Genomic DNA, 14,983 nt, shown 5'->3' with positions numbered 1-14,983 from the left:
GCCGCTAGGCGGCGTGGGCGTGTCGGGCAGGAACGTGGTCGACCCCGCCGGCTGCCCACGGGTGGCACCTACCCAACCGCCGCAGCGCCAGCCAGGTTCCCTTGACGGGTCCGAAGCGGCGGATGGCGGTCAGGGCGTACGACGAGCAGGACGGGTAGTAACGGCAGGTCGGCGGCGTCATCGGGGAGATGAACCGCTGGTAGAACAGCAGCAGCCCGATCAGGGGCGCCGCGGTGGCTCGCTTGAGGGTGGTCACGCCCGAGTCGCCCCCAGCAGCGCGGACACCCGCGCCAGGAGGGTGTCGAGCTCGATCGCGAGGGAAGCCGAATTCGCTTGTGCTGCAACGGGATTCGCGCGGATGACGAGGTCCGTCCCAGCGGGCACAGCCGAGAGCCGGGCCGCCATCAGGGCGCGCAGCCGCCGCTTCGTGCGGTTGCGGACCACGGCGTTGCCCACGGCCTTGGAGACAACAAAACCGACCCGCGGCGGTTGTCCCGCACGCGCGTCGGCCTGGTTGGCGTGGACCACGATCAGCGTGGAGCCAGCTCGGGCTCCCCTGGGCCCCCGGAAGGTGGCCGCGAAGTCCGAGCTCGCACGGAGCCGGTGCCCCGCGGGCAGCACGGGGTCGGCCTCAGGCGGAGAGCTCGGAGCGGCCCTTGGCGCGGCGGGCCGACAGGATGGCGCGGCCCGCACGGGTGCGCATGCGCAGGCGGAAGCCGTGGGTCTTGGCCCGACGACGGTTGTTCGGCTGGAAAGTACGCTTGCTCACGAGGATCTCCGTTACTGGTCAGGCCCGGGTGGCCTGCTGAGTGCTTGGGGCGCCTGTTCGGCCGCAATCGGAGGCCCGCGCCTCGACCACCGGTGGGACTCACCGACGATCCAGGGGCGTCACGGGCATGCGAAAGCGGCCGACAGGCCTGGTCAAAGGTACGCGAGCGCGACGGGCAGGGTCAAACCAGCGCTGACCACCCGGCATACCCGGGGCTTTTAGCACCGCTGGTCCCGGTTCGCCCCGGGGACACGCCGAGGTCACACCTCGATTTTGGCCCGGGGAGGCCAATTTTCGGCCGTTTCGGTTGCCGAGGTGCCGCCGCTGTTGTTAGCGTCCCTCCTCGTCCCGTTCCTTGCCCACAGGTTGTGGATAACCATGTGGACAAGGCATGCTGAGGCACGGCAGACCAGCACAGACCCTGCGACAGGGCAGATCCGCGAAGACCGTCGAAAGGGATGTGGGACCGGTGAGTGACACAGATCTGGACTTCACACAGATCTGGCAGAACACCATCGCCACCCTCGACGCCGACGGCCTCCCCGCTCGGGAGCGCGCGTTCCTCACGCTGGCCCGCCTGGCCGGCCTGCTCGACGGCACCGCCCTGGTCAAGGTCCCGAACGACTACACCAAGGACGTCGTCGAGCAACGCGTGCGCGACGCCGTGACCCGGGCGCTCTCCTCGCAGCTCGGGGAGCAGGTCCACCTCGCGGTCACGGTCGACACCTCACTCGACGACGCCCACCACACCGAGGACACGACCGGCTACGTCGAGGAGGCCGCGGGCACCCCGGTCCTCACGCTGGGCTCGGACCTGCAGGGCACCATCAGCTCCGGCATGGGTGTGCCCGGCCAGGGCGACAACGTCTACGCGCTCACGCCCGCGACCGAGCAGCAACGCCGCCCGCGCGACGAGGTGCTCAGCGTCACCGACGAGTCGGCAACCCGGCTCAACCCGAAGTACACCTTCGACACCTTCGTCATCGGCGCGAGCAACCGGTTCGCCCACGCGGCCGCCGTCGCCGTCGCCGAGGCGCCGGCCAAGGCGTACAACCCGCTGTTCGTCTACGGCGAGTCCGGGCTGGGCAAGACCCACCTGCTGCACGCGATCGGGCACTACGCGCGCAACCTCTACCCGCACGTGAAGGTGCGCTACGTGAACTCCGAGGAGTTCACCAACGACTTCATCAACAGCATCCGCGACGACAAGGCGAGCAACTTCCAGCGCCGCTACCGCGACGTCGACGTGCTGCTGATCGACGACATCCAGTTCCTCCAGGGCAAGGTGCAGACGCAGGAGGAGTTCTTCCACACCTTCAACACCCTGCACAACGCGAACAAGCAGGTCGTCATCACCAGCGACCTGCCGCCCAAGCTGCTGAGCGGCTTCGAGGAGCGGATGCGCAGCCGGTTCGAGTGGGGTCTGCTCACCGACGTGCAGCCGCCCGACCTCGAGACCCGCATCGCGATCCTGCGCAAGAAGGCCATCCAGGAGCGGATGAGCGCTCCCGACGACGTGCTCGAGTTCATCGCCAGCCGGATCTCGACCAACATCCGCGAGCTGGAGGGCGCCCTGATCCGCGTCACGGCGTTCGCCAGCCTGAACCGCCAGAGCGTCGACATGGGCCTGGCCGAGATCGTGCTCAAGGACCTGATCCCCAACGAGCAGGGCTCCCAGATCACCAGCGCGACGATCATGGCCCAGACGGCGGCCTACTTCGGGCTGACCATCGAGGACCTCTGCGGCACGTCCCGCTCGCGCGTCCTGGTGACCGCCCGGCAGATCGCGATGTACCTGTGCCGCGAGCTCACTGACCTGTCACTGCCCAAGATCGGCCAGCAGTTCGGCGGCCGCGACCACACCACCGTCATGCATGCCGACAAGAAGATCCGGCAGCTGATGGCCGAGCGCCGGGCGATCTACAACCAGGTCACCGAGCTGACCAACCGGATCAAGCAGCAGTCCCGCTGACCGGACGATCGGCAGCTCGCCAGGCCCTTCCCCAGCGCCTTCCCCAGTCGCCGGGACGTTCTCCACAGGCTTGTGCACAGCTGTGAAGGTTTGTTCATCCTCCCGACATGTTGGCCGGGAGTCGCCTCGAGCGTGCTCAGACGAGCACGGACCATGCTCGGGAAACGGACAAACGCGGCTCAGATCCCGTGGTCCACACCTGTGGACAACTCTGTGGGTATGTATTCGGCCCCCACGACCATCGTCTGAATGGATGATCTTTTCCCAAGGCCTGTGGACAACCGGTGGACAACGAGTGCACGACCCCTTCGGGACTGGGGACAACGCGGGTATGCCGTGTGGAGACCATGTGGGCGGCCGGACCGCCTCCACAACCCGGACCAGCTTGTCCGCCGGCCCGTCCACCTCTCGTGCACACCGGACGCGCCGCGCTGACCTGCACCGATGCCGGTCGTCCACAGGATCCACACCCCCTATGACAACGACTACCCCTCCCTAGTCATGGATCCAGCCCCGAGTACCAAACCTGGGCCCGCCCTCTGGAGGAACACCGGAAATGCCAGGAGGTTCGGCCACCGAGATCCGGCCCGGCGGATTGCCCGATCCGGGTTGGCCGACCGCACGGTGAGCACTAGGGTCAGTCCGCAATCACATTCTTGAAGTTTTCAGCGGCGGGGCCGCACGCGAAGGGCAGGTAGTCACGGTGAAGTTCCGGGTCGAACGTGAGGTCCTCGCCGATGCCGTGACGTGGGTGGCCCGCGGCCTCCCGGCCCGTCCGCCGGTGCCGGTCCTGGCGGGAGTGCTGCTCGAGGCGAACGAGGAGGGCACCCTCACCCTCTCGGCCTTCGACTACGAGGTCTCCGCCAAGATCACCGTCGCGGCCGAGGTCGCCGAGGGTGGCACCGTCCTGGTGCTGGGCCGGCTGCTCGCCGACATCTCGCGCAACCTGCCGTCCAAGCCGGTCGACGTCGCGACCGAGGGCAACAAGGTCTCGGTCGTCTGTGGTTCGTCGCGGTTCAGCCTGATGCAGATGCCGGCCGACGACTACCCGACCCTGCCGACCTCCCCGACCGCCAGCGGCACGATCGCCGGCGACGTGTTCACCCAGGCCGTCGCCCAGGTCTCGATCGCGGCCGACCGCGGCGACACCCTCCCGATCCTGACCGGCGTGCGGGTCGAGATCGAGGGCGACAAGATGACCCTCCTCGCGACCGACCGCTACCGGCTGGCGATGCGCGAGCTGACCTGGAACCCCGAGGCCACCGACGCGAGCCACCTGGCCCTGGTCCCGGCCCGCACCCTGTCCGAGACGGCCAAGGCGCTCGGTGCCTCCGGCTCGATCGAGGTCGCGCTCGGCTCCTCGGCCGGCGGTGACGGCCTGGTCGGCTTCGAGGCCGGACAGCGACGCACCACCACCCGCCTGCTCGACGGCGAGTACCCGAAGGTCACCTCGATCTTCCCGACCAGCGTCGACACCGAGGCCGTGATCAAGACCTCCGAGCTCATCGAGGCGGTCAAGCGCGTCGCCCTCGTGGCCGAGCGCAACACCCCCGTGCGACTGAAGTTCAGCGATGGCCAAGTGGCCATCGAGGCGGGCACCGGCGACGACGCCCAGGCCTCCGAGGCGGTCGAGTCCACCCTGACCGGGCCCGAGATCGAGATCGCCTTCAACCCGCAGTTCCTGCTCGACGGACTCGGCGCGGTGGGCACCGACTACTCGCGGTTCTCGTTCACCCAGCCGTCGCGCCCGGCGGTGCTGTCCGGCCAGGACGAGGTGGACGGTGAGGCCGACACCACCTACCGCTACGTGCTGATGCCCGTTCGCTTCGCGAGCTGACCACACCCGGGCGTAGCCTGAGCGGGCCGCACCCGAAGGTATGCCGCGCAGCCGGCTCCGCGGCATACCGCACCACCCACACGCTCCACCCATTTGAAAGGGCGTCGTCTCATGCAGCTCGGTCTGATCGGTCTCGGCAAGATGGGCGGCAACATGCGCGAGCGGATCCGCCGCGCCGGCCACGAGGTGGTGGGTTTCGACCGCGATCCGAAGGTGTCGGACGTCAAGACCCTGGCCGCCCTGGTCAAGGCCCTCGACGCCCCCCGCACGGTGTGGGTGATGGTGCCGTCGGGTGCGCCGACCACCGACACGGTGGCCCAGCTGGCCAAGCTGCTCGACAAGGGCGACATGGTGATCGACGGTGGCAACAGCCGGTTCACCGATGACTTCGAGAACGACAAGCTGCTGAAGACCAAGGGGATCGCGTACCTCGACTGCGGGGTGAGCGGTGGCATCTGGGGTCTGGAGAACGGCTATGGCCTGATGGTCGGTGGCACTGCGGCCAACGTCCGCAAGGCGATGCCGATCTTCGACGCGCTGCGTCCCGAGGGCCCGCGCGACGAAGGCTTCGTCCACGCGGGCAAGGTCGGCGCCGGCCACTACGCGAAGATGGTGCACAACGGCATCGAGTACGGCCTGATGGCCGCGTACGCCGAGGGCTACGAGCTGCTCGAGGCCAAGGACATCGTCACCGACGTGCCGGGCGCCTTCAAGGCCTGGACCCGCGGCACCGTCGTCCGGTCCTGGTTGCTCGACCTGCTGGTCGACGCGCTGGAGAAGAACCCGCACCTCGAGGACGTCTCGGGCTACACGGTCGACTCCGGCGAGGGGCGCTGGACGGTCGAGGAGGCGATCGCCAACTCGGTGCCGATGCCGGTCATCTCGGCCTCGCTGTTCTCCCGGTTCGCGTCCCGCCAGCAGGAGTCGCCCACCATGCAGGCCGTCGCGGCGCTGCGTGGTGGCTTCGGCGGACACCAGGTCATGTCGGTGGCCGAGGGCGAGCAGCTGCGCGCCGACGGTGCCCCCAAGCACGAGAAGGCGGTCGAGGCCAAGGTGGAGCCCAAGGAGAAGCCCACCAAGAGCGCGGCCAAGGCGGCGGCGAAGGGCCGCAAGGCCGCCAGCGCCGGGCCCTCCTCGGGCACCGGCTCGACGCGCAAGCGTGCTGCACGATGACATCCAACTGCCAGGCCTGAGCGAGGACCGTGCACGTCCGGCACCTGACCGTCTCCGACTTCCGCAGCTACACCACGGCCGAGCTGCCGCTCGAGCCGGGCGTGACCACGCTGGTCGGGCTCAACGGGCAGGGCAAGACCAACCTGGTCGAGGCGATCGGCTACCTCGCGACGCTGTCGAGCCACCGGGTGTCGACCGACCAGCCGCTGGTGCGGTTCGGGGCAGAGCAGGCCGTCATCCGGGGGGCGGTCGTGCGCGATGGCCGGGAGACCATGCTCGAGCTGGAGGTCAACCCCGGGCGGGCCAATCGCGCCCGCCTCGGGCGCTCCCCCGTGTCGCGGCCGCGCGACGTGCTCGGCACCCTGCGCACCGTGCTCTTCGCACCGGAGGACCTGGCCCTCGTCAAGGGTGACCCCTCGGAGCGGCGGCGGTTCCTCGACGACCTGCTCGTCGCGAGGCAACCACGGTGGGCCGGCGTGCGCAGCGACTACGACAGGGCACTCAAGCAGCGCAACGCCCTGCTGAAGTCGGCACAACCGTTGCTGCGCAAGGGATCTCGGCGCCGACCCCCGTCGCGCCCTGTCGACGAACCGGTGGACGACGCCCGCGCATCGGCTCTGCACACCCTCGACGTGTGGAACGACCACCTGGCCGCGGTCGGGTCGCAGCTGCTCTACGCGCGGCTGCGCCTGCTGCGCGACCTGGGCCCCTACCTCGCCAAGGCCTACGACGAGGTGAGCGCCGGGCAGTCCGACGCCCGGGCCTCCTACAAGAGCAGCCTGCGCGAGTCGGCCGCGGCCTCGCTCGCTGCCGGTGAGGTACCCGAGATCGAGGCACTGCGCGCCGAGCTGCTGGCCACCTTCGAGGAGGTGCGCGACAAGGAGGTCGAACGCGGGATCTCCCTCGTCGGACCGCACCGTGACGACCTCGTGCTGTCGCTCGGCGAGCTGCCTGCGAAGGGCTACGCCAGCCACGGCGAGAGCTGGTCGTTCGCGCTGGGACTCAAGCTCGCGGCATACCAGCTGCTGCGGCACGACCTCGGTGAGGACCCGGTGCTGATCCTCGACGACGTGTTCGCCGAGCTCGACACCGGGCGCCGCGAACGGCTGGCCGCGATGGTCGCCGACTGCGAGCAGGTGCTGATCACCGCCGCCGTCGACGCCGACGTGCCGAAGAGCCTGGTGGGCCAGACCTTCACGGTCACGCTCGGGGAGGTGGCGCGGCGTGGGTGAGGAGCCCGACGACGGCCGCGGGCCAGGCGGGGACGGCACCAGCGAGGCGCCGGACGACTCCCCTGACGTGGACCCGGGTGCGGACGCATCCCTGCTCGACGACACCGCCCTGGTCGACGACGCGGCCGAGGCCGCGCTCCAGCGGGCCCGTGCGGCGGCGCGCGAGAAGGGGTTGCGACCCGGGCTGAAACCGATGCGCCGCAGGCAGATCGGGCGGCCCACCCCGGGCGCTCCGACCGACCGCCGGGACCCGCTGCTGCTGGGCGACCAGATGGACCGGCTGATGGCCGACCGCGGGTGGAAGGTCGATGTGGCCGTGGGTTCGGTGATGGGGCGCTGGCCCGACATCGTGGGCGAGGAGGTGGCGCAGCACTGCACGCCGGTGACCTTCGAGTTCGGGGTCCTCACCGTGCGGGCCGACTCCACGGCCTGGGCGACCCAGCTCAAGCTGCTCGAGTCGTCGATCATGACCCGGCTCGAGGGCGAGGTCGGCAAGGACACCGTGACCGCCCTCAAGATCGTCGGTCCGAGCGCGCCCTCGTGGAAGAAGGGACCGCGCCGGTCGACCGGACCCGGTCCACGCGACACCTACGGGTAGGCGTTGGATCTCCTGCTTGGCCCGGACCGCTCCCTGCCTAGGATCGGACCATGACGGCCGACGCCGACCGGTCCGTGGACCGGTCCCTGACCCGCGAGCACTTCGACCACGTCACCCGGGTCACCACGCGCTGGTCGGACAACGACATGTACGGCCACCTGAACAACGCCGTCTACTACGAGCTCTTCGACTCCGCGATCAACGCCTGGCTGATCACCGCAGGCGAGTCCGACGCGATGGCGGGGGGCGAGCTCGGGGTCGTCGCCGAGTCGGGCTGTCGCTTCTTCCGCGAGCTGGAGTACCCGCGGCCGCTCGACGTCGGGGTGCGGGTGGAGCGCCTGGGTCGCAGCAGCATCACGTACGGCCTCGGCCTGTTCGACGCGGAGGACACCGCGATCGCCGCGCTCGGCCACTGGGTGCACGTCTACATCGACCGCGACTCGCGTGGCACCGTGCCCATGCCGGCGGCGGTGCGCGACCTCCTCGAGCGGGCCGTGGCCCAGCGCTGACCGCCCCTCACCCCCAAGCTCTGCCAGCAGACGTGAGGGCTGTCGGCCGGGGTCAGCGGTCCTTGCGGCGCAGGCCGGCTCGGTCGACGACCTCGACCTGTCCGCGGCGCAACCGCAGCAGGCCCTCGGTCTCCAGGGCCCGCAGCACCCGGTTCGTCGACGGACGGGTGGCGCCGGCCAGCTCGGCGATGTCGGTCTGGGTGAGGGGGATGACGACGGGACGGTCGGGCCCGGCTTCGTACTGCTCGCACAGGTCGAGCAGCCGGCGCACCACCCTGCGGTCGGTGGGCAGGAACAGCGCCTCGAGCAGGTGGTCGGACAGCCGCTTCACCCGGGCGGCGAGGAGGGTGGCCAGGTGGGTCTGGATCCCGGGGTGCGCCGCACAGAGCTGGGCGAACTCGCCGAAGGTCAGGCTGAGGGTGGTCGTGGGCTCGAGCGCGGTCACGGTGGAGCTCCGGCGCTGGGCCGTCGACACCACCGCGACGTCACCGAGCGCGCGCCCCGGTCCGATCACCCGGAAGGCCACCGAGTCGCCCATCGGTGAGGTCCGCCGGGCCATCACCCGGCCCTCGGCGATGAAGTGCACCGTGTCGGCGGGGTCACCCTCGTGGAAGAGGATCTCGCCCCGCTTGAACTGACGACGCCGCGCCATGGCCAGGACCTCACGGCGCTCCCCCTCGGTCAGGGCGCGAAGCAGCTGCCACTCCATGACTCAGTGCACCACAGGCGATTTCACTGTGTCACGACGAGCACGTTCGCTCCGTCCGCCCGTGCACAGACCGTCCAGTCGCCAACCGCGACCGTGGAGTGACCACCCGGACCACCCGGGAGGGACGGACGAAGGAGGCGGTCATGAAGCGGAACCACCGACACCACCCCGACCTCGCCCACCACCACCCGGTCGTCCAGAAGGTGCGCGGCAGGTGGGTGTGGTCCTGCGAGTGCGGCAGCGCGTCCTGCCGCACCGACCTGAGCCAGCTGAACTGGCACCAGGTCGTCGTCGAGGCGCTGCGGCACGCCACCACCATCGCTGCCTGAGCTCATGACGCGCTCGGGGCCACCCCCTCAGGGGAGAGATCGGGGGGTGGCGGCGGAGCGGGCCTCGGAGAGGAGGATCCGCTCCGCCCTGTCGTACCACTCCTGCGCCTTCGCCGCGGTGTCGCCGACCGCCGTCATCCCCACCCGGCCGGCCTCGGTCACCGAGCTGATCATGTGGAACACGACGCCGGTCTGGCTGGCCGGGTCGAAGTGCAGGCCGGTCCGGGCCACGACGTCGAAGAGGTCGTTCACGCGCAGGCCGCGCAGGCTGGGGTCCTCGAGGTGGTCGGTGGCGACCAGGTGCTTCTCCCGCCCGGCGGGAGTCGTGAACAACGCGGTCTGGCTGTCGTACCGACCGTTGGTGAGGAACTGCAGCGTCAGGAAGGGGTGCGTGGTCCCGCCCTTGCGGAGGTTGACCTCGATCGCGTACGACTCCCACCCGGCGCCGCGCCGGACCACCACGAAGTCGATCGCGAACCGCCCCAGCACGCCGAGCTCGGCCAGTCGGGCCCCGACCGCGCTCGCCTGCCGGGTGATGGTGCCCGCGTACTCGGGGTCGGCCGGGAAGCGGCACCCGAGGTAGGACTGACCGGTGGGGCCGCCGAGGATCTGGTCGTGCGTCGACAGCACCTCCACCTCGCCGAGCGGGGTGATCCGCAGCTGCACGCTCGGGCTGAGCACCTCCTGGCCGATGATCCGCTCCTCGACGATGCCGGCGCGCTCGGCGAACTTCGCGAAGTACAGGTCGTGCGTGACGGTCTTGCCCTCCAGCTCCATCGTCCGCACCCGGCCCTCGAGGTCGGCCCGCTCCGACGGCGACCCCGTGGGTGGGAGTCCCCGGAGGTCGACGAGGGCGTTCCCGGCGCCGGCCACGCCCTCGTTGAGCTTGACCATCGCCTCCTCGACGCCGGGTCGGCGCGCGCGCAGCTGGGCCAGGGAGTCGACGATGGCGTCGACCGAGCGGAGGTCCTCGAAGCCGGCGGGGTAGTCCACACCGGCCTCGTCGAACAGCCGCCGGCACCCGGTCTTCGTCCCCAGCGCGAAGTGCCGCGGATCCGCGCCGTACATGGGGATGCCGAGCTCGAGGGCGAGGTCCCGCTCGAGGGTCGTGGTCGTGTAGGGCACCAGGTGCGAGCGGCTGCGGTCGGGGATGAGCGCCCCGATGTCGGCGAGGATCCGGGGCCGCTCCAGCAGCTTCTCGGTGAGGGGACGGGCGGTGAGGTCCCCCACCGACACCAGCGACAAGCGGGCGCGGGCGTGACTGGGGATGACGCCCGGCAGGAGCGCGAGGTAGTACTCCACGATCGCGGGGTCCACCGGGCCCGACGTCACGTAGACCATCCGCAGCCGGGGCTGCCGCAGCAGCAGCAACAGGAACAGGTAGCGCTCCTCCATCGCCTGGTTGATGGCCCCTACCTTGGCCGTCACGCGGTCGAGGGACACCGACGGCACCACCACGACGGACTCGCCGGGCTCGTTGAGCCGCATGGACCTCCAGACCGCGGGCAGCCGGCTCTGCAGGCGGTCGTATGCCGCGTTGCGCTCCTGCTCGTCCAGCTCACCCAGCGGCCGCGAGACGTCGAGCGTGGTCACGGCGCGACCCTGGCCGCGTCGAGGCCGAGGACGTCGAACACCTCGACCGGCCGGGTGATGCCGCGCAGCTCGGTCGGCCCGAGCGAGCGGGTCACCGCGACCTCGGCCGCCCCCGTCACGACCCGCTGGGTGGCGAGGATCTGCCCCGCCTGGGCCAGGTCCGAGAGCCGGGCGCTGACGTTCGTCACGGTGCCGATGGCCGCGTAGTCGTAGCGCCCCTCGAACCCGACCCGGCCGAGCGTGGCGTAACCCTGCGCGATGCCCACCCCGAACCCGAGGTCGTGACCGCGGCTGCGCCAGCCCTCCGCCAGCTCGGCGACCCGGCCCCGCATCGCCACCGCCATCCGCACCGCGCGCTCCGGCGCATCCGGACACGGGATCGGGTCGTTGAAGAAGACCAGCAAGCCATCACCGGCGAAGTGCTCGAGCGTCCCCTCGAACCGGAAGACCAGGTCACCGAGCGCCTCGTGGTACTCCCGCAGCACCGAGATCACCTCCTCCGGCTCGGCCGTCTCGGCAAAGCTGGTGAAGCCACGCAGGTCGCAGTAGACCGCCGTGATCTCGCTGCGGTGGCTCTGCAGGAAGGTGTCGTCGCCGCTCTCGACGACCAGCCCGGCCACCTGCGGCGACAGGAACCGGCGCAGCCGCCCGACCCGCTCGAGCTCGGTCACCTGAGCCGCGACCTTGGCCTCGAGCTCGCGGTTCCAGTCGGCCAGCTCGGCAGCCTGCCGCTCGATCGTGTCGTGGTAGCGCTTCACCCGCACGAGCGAGCGCACCCGCGCCAGCAGCTCGGCCTGCTCGAAGGGCTTGGTGACGAAGTCGTCGGCCCCCGCCTCGATGGCGCGCAGCTTCTGCTCCTGGCCGCTGGCAGTCACCATCACCACGGGCAGGAAGGAGGTGGCCGCGTTGGCGCGGATCTGGCGACAGGTCTCGTAGCCGTCGATCCCGGGCATCAGGATGTCGAGGAGCACGAGGTCGGGGACCTGCGTCGCCAGCCACTCGAGCGCCTCCTCCCCCGACGCCGCCGTGTGGACGGTGAACCCTCGCGGGGTGAGGACGGCATCCATCAGCTTCACGTTCTGCGGAAGGTCGTCGACCACCAGGATCACGGCGTCGTCGGTCGTCATCGGGGGTCCTCCGTTCTGAGGTGGGCACGTACCTGGTCGGGGAAGCTGCGGACACTGATCGGCTTCTCGAGGTACCCGTCGAAGCCGGCCGCGAGGGCGCGGTCCCGGTCCTGCGCCATGGCGAAGGCGGTCAGGGCCACCACCGGGATGTGCCACGTGGAGGAGTCGGCCCGCAGGAGGGACAGGGCCGCGTGGCCGTCGATCCCCGGCAGCTGGAGGTCCATCAGGATGACGTCCGGGACGGAGCTCTGGGCGGTGGCGACCGCCTCCTCACCGGTGGTCGCGACGAGGACGGTGAAGCCGGCATACTCCAGCACGTCGCGCGCGAGCTTGAGGTTGCGTTCGTTGTCCTCCACGAGGAGGACGACCCGACTGCTCATCCCGCCTCCCGACCGCGGGACCGGACCGGTCCGGCGGTGATCTGGGCCAGCCGCACGGCCAGCAGCCCGAGGTCGACGGCGCTCTTGGACGTGACGAACTCGATCCGTCCGTCGAGCAGCTCGCGGTCGTGGGAGGTGAGGGTCTTGGCGGTGAGGACCACGACCGGGACCGAGGCGGTCTGCGGGTCGGACCGCAGCAGGTCGACCACCTCGAACCCGTCGGTCTCCGGCATGAGGAGGTCGACGAGGACCACCGAGGGCTGGTGGGTCCGGATCAGCGCCAGGGCGACGTCCGGGGTGGTGCAGGTGTGCACCACCCAGCCGGCCGGCTCCAGGGCCAGTCGCACCAGCTCGAGGGCCAGCGGGTCGTCGTCAACGAAGACGGCCACCTTGCGCTGGGCCTGGTCGACCGGGAGCGGGACGAGCCGCCGGAGGGCCGCGAGCAGGTCGTCCCGGGCGACGGGCTTCACGAGGTAGTCGGAGGCACCCAACGCGAACCCCCGCCCGCGCTCGTGGATCACCGAGACCACCACCACGGGGGTGGACGCCGTGTGCGGGTCGCCCTTGATCGCGCCGAGGACGTCCCAGCCGTCCATCCCCGGGAGCCGGATGTCGAGGATCACGGCGGCCGGGGCCAGCTCACGCACTGCGGCCAGCCCATCCGGTCCGTTGGGCACCGCCACCGGGCGCAGCCCCGCGGCCTCGAGGTGCAGTGACATCAGCTCCGCCGAGCTGCGGTCGTCCTCGACGACGACCACCACGGGGCGCTCGTCCGGGGTCTCGACCGAGTGGTCAGCCAGCGGGGTCGCGGTGAGGCTGCGGTCGAGCGGGATCGAGAAGCCGAAGGTGCTGCCGTGGCCGACCTCGCTGGTGAGCCAGAGCCGCCCGCCGTGCAGCTCGACGATCCGCTTGGTGAGGGTGAGCCCGAGACCGGTGCCCTCCACCTGGCGGGCGGTGCGGCCACCCTGCTGGAACGAGTCGAAGATCCGCTGCTGGTCGGCGGGGTCGATGCCCATCCCGGTGTCGGACACGGTGAGCTCGAGGTCGCCGCCGACCACCCGGGCGCGCACCTCGACCCTCCCGCCGTCCGGGGTGAATTTCACCGCGTTGCTGAGCAGGTTGAGCAGGATCTGCTTGAACCGCAGCTCGTCGGCCCGGACCAGGTCGACCTCTGGCGCCACCTCCCGGGTCAGCGTGATGCCGTGCGCCACCGCGCGCTCGCGGACCATCGACAGGGCGTAGTCCACCGTCTCGGCGACGTCGAACTCGGTGGGGTCGAGCTCCATGTGCCCGGCCTCGACCTTGCTCAGGTCGAGGACGTCGTTGAGCAGCGCGAGCAGGTGCCGGCCCGAGTTGAGGATGTCGCGCAGGTAGTCCTCCTGCCGCTCGTTGAGGTCCCCGAACATCCGCTCGAGCAGCACCTCGGAGAAGCCGATCACCGCGTTGAGCGGGGTCCGCAGCTCGTGCGACATGCTGGCCAGGAACTCCGACTTGTGCTGGCTGGCTTCGGCCAGCTCGGCGCTCTGCAGCTCCAGCTGCTGGTAGAGCCGGGCATTCGTCAGGGCGATCGTGGACTGGCTGGCGAACGCCTCCAGCACCTCGCAGGTCTCCTCGCTGAGCAACCCGGGCGACTTGCGGCGCACCACCATGGCCCCGACGACCCGGTCCGAGCGCACCATCGGGATGGCAGCGACGGAACGCCACCCCGCGGCATACAGGACGGCCAGGTGGGGGTCCCGCTCCGTCCGGGTGAGGTCCTCGATCTGCTGTGGCGAGCGTTCGAGGCAGGCCCGGCCCACGAGGGTCTCGTCGATGTGGATCCGGGTGGCCCGCAAGGCCTGCACCACGCGCGGTTCGGTGCCGAACGTGGTGCGCACGGAGAACAGCTGGGTCTGCTCGTCGAACTCCATCAGGGAGCCACCGTCGGTGCCCGAGAGCTCGACGGCGAGGCTCACGATCGTGGTGAGGACCTCGTCGACGTCGAGGCTGGAGCTGACGGCCTCCCCCACCTCGGCGAGGGCCTCGAGCTGGTCGACGCGGCGGGCGAGCTCGGCCCGGCCGGCCTGGAGCTCCTGCACGAGCCGGACGCCGTTGATGGCCAGGGCCGCCTGCCCGGCGAAGGCGGTCACGATGGTCAGCTCACGCTCGGCGAACGGGCTGACCTGGTTGCGCCACAGCACCAGCGCCCCGACGACCTCGTCGTCGACGACCAGCGGTGCGCCCATCGTGGTCCGGAACCCCGCGACCCGCTGGAGGTCCAGGCGGCCGTACTCCGGGTCGGCCACGACGTCCTCGATCTGCTGGGCCCGGCGGTCGAGGGCGACGCGGCCCATCAGGGTGTCCCGGTCCAGCGGCAGGGGGTGCTCGGCGATGTAGGCGATCGCCTCGTCGCTGATGCCGACCGCCTTGATCAGCTGGAAGACGCGCTCGTCGTCGAGGAGGCACAGCTGTGCCGCGTCCGAGCGGCACAGTCGTCGCGCACTCTCGACGATCGTGGCGAGGACCATCTCGGGGTCTCCCGCCGAGCGACCGACCGCCGAGAGCACCTCGTTGACGGCGGCGAGCTGCTCACGGCTCTCCCGCAGCTCGGCCGCCAGCTCCCCCGGCCCTGCCGGTGTGGTCACGTCGCAGCCTCCCCTGGACGAGCAGCACTCGAGCACTCGCGTCCCTGCGACGACTTCCACTTGGCAGTGTCCACCCTGGGCGCGGCCCTGACCAGCGGAAATCGTGGGTGGCAGGGGGCCGCGGCTGCGGC

Annotated in this window: 15 protein-coding genes; 7 read left to right on the top strand and 8 right to left on the bottom strand. The window is 70.6% G+C overall.

The genetic code is table 11. The annotated features are described in order from the left end of the window. Positions 1-4 precede the first annotated feature (4 nt). From yidD to rpmH, 3 genes are read right to left on the bottom strand one after another with little or no spacing between them, the layout of a single operon-like run. Positions 5-256, bottom strand: a complete 252-nt coding sequence (yidD, locus tag ASG91_RS04090; protein ID WP_056921365.1) for a membrane protein insertion efficiency factor YidD — start codon at positions 254-256, stop codon at positions 5-7. After that, complete coding sequence (gene rnpA, locus ASG91_RS04085; RefSeq protein ID WP_056921364.1) at positions 253-621, bottom strand: ribonuclease P protein component; 369 nt, start codon at positions 619-621, stop codon at positions 253-255. The genes yidD and rnpA overlap by 4 nt, the downstream gene beginning before the upstream one ends. 10 nt (positions 622-631) lie before the next feature. Then, entirely contained in the window at positions 632-769 is a 138-nt protein-coding gene (gene rpmH, locus ASG91_RS04080) for a 50S ribosomal protein L34 (RefSeq protein ID WP_056882794.1), read from the bottom strand. A 469-nt stretch (positions 770-1,238) separates the two neighbouring features. Between rpmH and dnaA the strand changes: the two genes are divergently transcribed. From dnaA to ASG91_RS04050, 6 genes are all read left to right on the top strand, one after another. Continuing rightward, positions 1,239-2,741, top strand: a complete 1,503-nt coding sequence (gene dnaA, locus ASG91_RS04075; RefSeq protein ID WP_056921363.1) for a chromosomal replication initiator protein DnaA — start codon at positions 1,239-1,241, stop codon at positions 2,739-2,741. A gap of 703 nt (positions 2,742-3,444) precedes the next feature. Continuing rightward, entirely contained in the window at positions 3,445-4,578 is a 1,134-nt protein-coding gene (gene dnaN, locus ASG91_RS04070; RefSeq protein WP_056921362.1) for a DNA polymerase III subunit beta, read from the top strand. Between the two features lie 111 nt (positions 4,579-4,689). Next, positions 4,690-5,751 (top strand): phosphogluconate dehydrogenase (NAD(+)-dependent, decarboxylating), encoded by a 1,062-nt coding sequence (gnd, locus tag ASG91_RS04065; protein WP_056921361.1) that lies wholly within the window; start codon positions 4,690-4,692, stop codon positions 5,749-5,751. A gap of 29 nt (positions 5,752-5,780) precedes the next feature. Beyond that, the gene (gene recF, locus ASG91_RS04060) at positions 5,781-6,983 is read left to right on the top strand and encodes a DNA replication/repair protein RecF (protein ID WP_056921360.1); all 1,203 of its coding nucleotides are present in this window, start codon (positions 5,781-5,783) and stop codon (positions 6,981-6,983) included. Then, the gene (locus ASG91_RS04055) at positions 6,976-7,581 is read left to right on the top strand and encodes a DUF721 domain-containing protein (RefSeq protein ID WP_371262028.1); all 606 of its coding nucleotides are present in this window, start codon (positions 6,976-6,978) and stop codon (positions 7,579-7,581) included. The genes recF and ASG91_RS04055 overlap by 8 nt, the downstream gene beginning before the upstream one ends. 50 nt (positions 7,582-7,631) lie before the next feature. Continuing rightward, on the top strand, positions 7,632-8,090 hold the full coding sequence (locus ASG91_RS04050) for a thioesterase family protein (protein WP_056921359.1): 459 nt from the start codon (positions 7,632-7,634) through the stop codon (positions 8,088-8,090). Positions 8,091-8,142: 52 nt separating this feature from the next. Here the strand turns inward: ASG91_RS04050 and ASG91_RS04045 are convergent, their stop codons facing one another. After that, complete coding sequence (locus tag ASG91_RS04045) at positions 8,143-8,799, bottom strand: Crp/Fnr family transcriptional regulator (protein WP_056921358.1); 657 nt, start codon at positions 8,797-8,799, stop codon at positions 8,143-8,145. A gap of 143 nt (positions 8,800-8,942) precedes the next feature. Here ASG91_RS04045 and ASG91_RS04040 point away from each other — a divergent pair, with 143 nt between their 5' ends. Beyond that, the gene (locus ASG91_RS04040; protein ID WP_057376201.1) at positions 8,943-9,128 is read left to right on the top strand and encodes a hypothetical protein; all 186 of its coding nucleotides are present in this window, start codon (positions 8,943-8,945) and stop codon (positions 9,126-9,128) included. 27 nt (positions 9,129-9,155) lie between these two features. Here ASG91_RS04040 and ASG91_RS04035 read toward each other — a convergent pair whose 3' ends face one another. The 4 genes from ASG91_RS04035 to ASG91_RS04020 are packed head-to-tail and all read right to left on the bottom strand — an operon-like array spanning position 9,156 to position 14,852. Further along, positions 9,156-10,721 carry a peptide ligase PGM1-related protein gene (locus tag ASG91_RS04035; RefSeq protein ID WP_056921356.1) on the bottom strand — a complete coding sequence of 522 codons (1,566 nt, stop codon included), beginning with the start codon at positions 10,719-10,721 and terminating at the stop codon, positions 9,156-9,158. Further along, positions 10,718-11,848 (bottom strand): response regulator, encoded by a 1,131-nt coding sequence (locus ASG91_RS04030; protein WP_056921355.1) that lies wholly within the window; start codon positions 11,846-11,848, stop codon positions 10,718-10,720. Before ASG91_RS04030 ends, ASG91_RS04035 begins: the two co-directional genes overlap by 4 nt. Continuing rightward, positions 11,845-12,228: a response regulator gene (locus ASG91_RS04025; protein ID WP_056921354.1), complete on the bottom strand. Its 384-nt coding sequence runs from the start codon at positions 12,226-12,228 to the stop codon at positions 11,845-11,847. The genes ASG91_RS04030 and ASG91_RS04025 overlap by 4 nt, the downstream gene beginning before the upstream one ends. Next, complete coding sequence (locus ASG91_RS04020; RefSeq protein ID WP_235545388.1) at positions 12,225-14,852, bottom strand: response regulator; 2,628 nt, start codon at positions 14,850-14,852, stop codon at positions 12,225-12,227. Before ASG91_RS04020 ends, ASG91_RS04025 begins: the two co-directional genes overlap by 4 nt. Positions 14,853-14,983 lie beyond the last annotated feature (131 nt).

This window comes from Phycicoccus sp. Soil802, assembly GCF_001429605.1.
Taxonomy (GTDB): domain Bacteria; phylum Actinomycetota; class Actinomycetes; order Actinomycetales; family Dermatophilaceae; genus Pedococcus.
Note: the sequence above shows the minus strand (reverse complement) of the source record. Positions and strands in the feature narration are given on the sequence as shown.

Excerpts from the sequence above, each read along its gene's own strand:
- ASG91_RS04040 (WP_057376201.1), top strand. The coding sequence starts at position 8,943 with ATGAAGCGGAACCACCGACACCACCCCGACCTCGCCCACCACCACCCG.
- ASG91_RS04050 (WP_056921359.1), top strand. The coding sequence starts at position 7,632 with ATGACGGCCGACGCCGACCGGTCCGTGGACCGGTCCCTGACCCGCGAG.
- ASG91_RS04025 (WP_056921354.1), bottom strand. The coding sequence starts at position 12,228 with ATGAGCAGTCGGGTCGTCCTCCTCGTGGAGGACAACGAACGCAACCTC.
- ASG91_RS04030 (WP_056921355.1), bottom strand. The coding sequence starts at position 11,848 with ATGACGACCGACGACGCCGTGATCCTGGTGGTCGACGACCTTCCGCAG.
- gnd (WP_056921361.1), top strand. The coding sequence starts at position 4,690 with ATGCAGCTCGGTCTGATCGGTCTCGGCAAGATGGGCGGCAACATGCGC.
- ASG91_RS04045 (WP_056921358.1), bottom strand. The coding sequence starts at position 8,799 with ATGGAGTGGCAGCTGCTTCGCGCCCTGACCGAGGGGGAGCGCCGTGAG.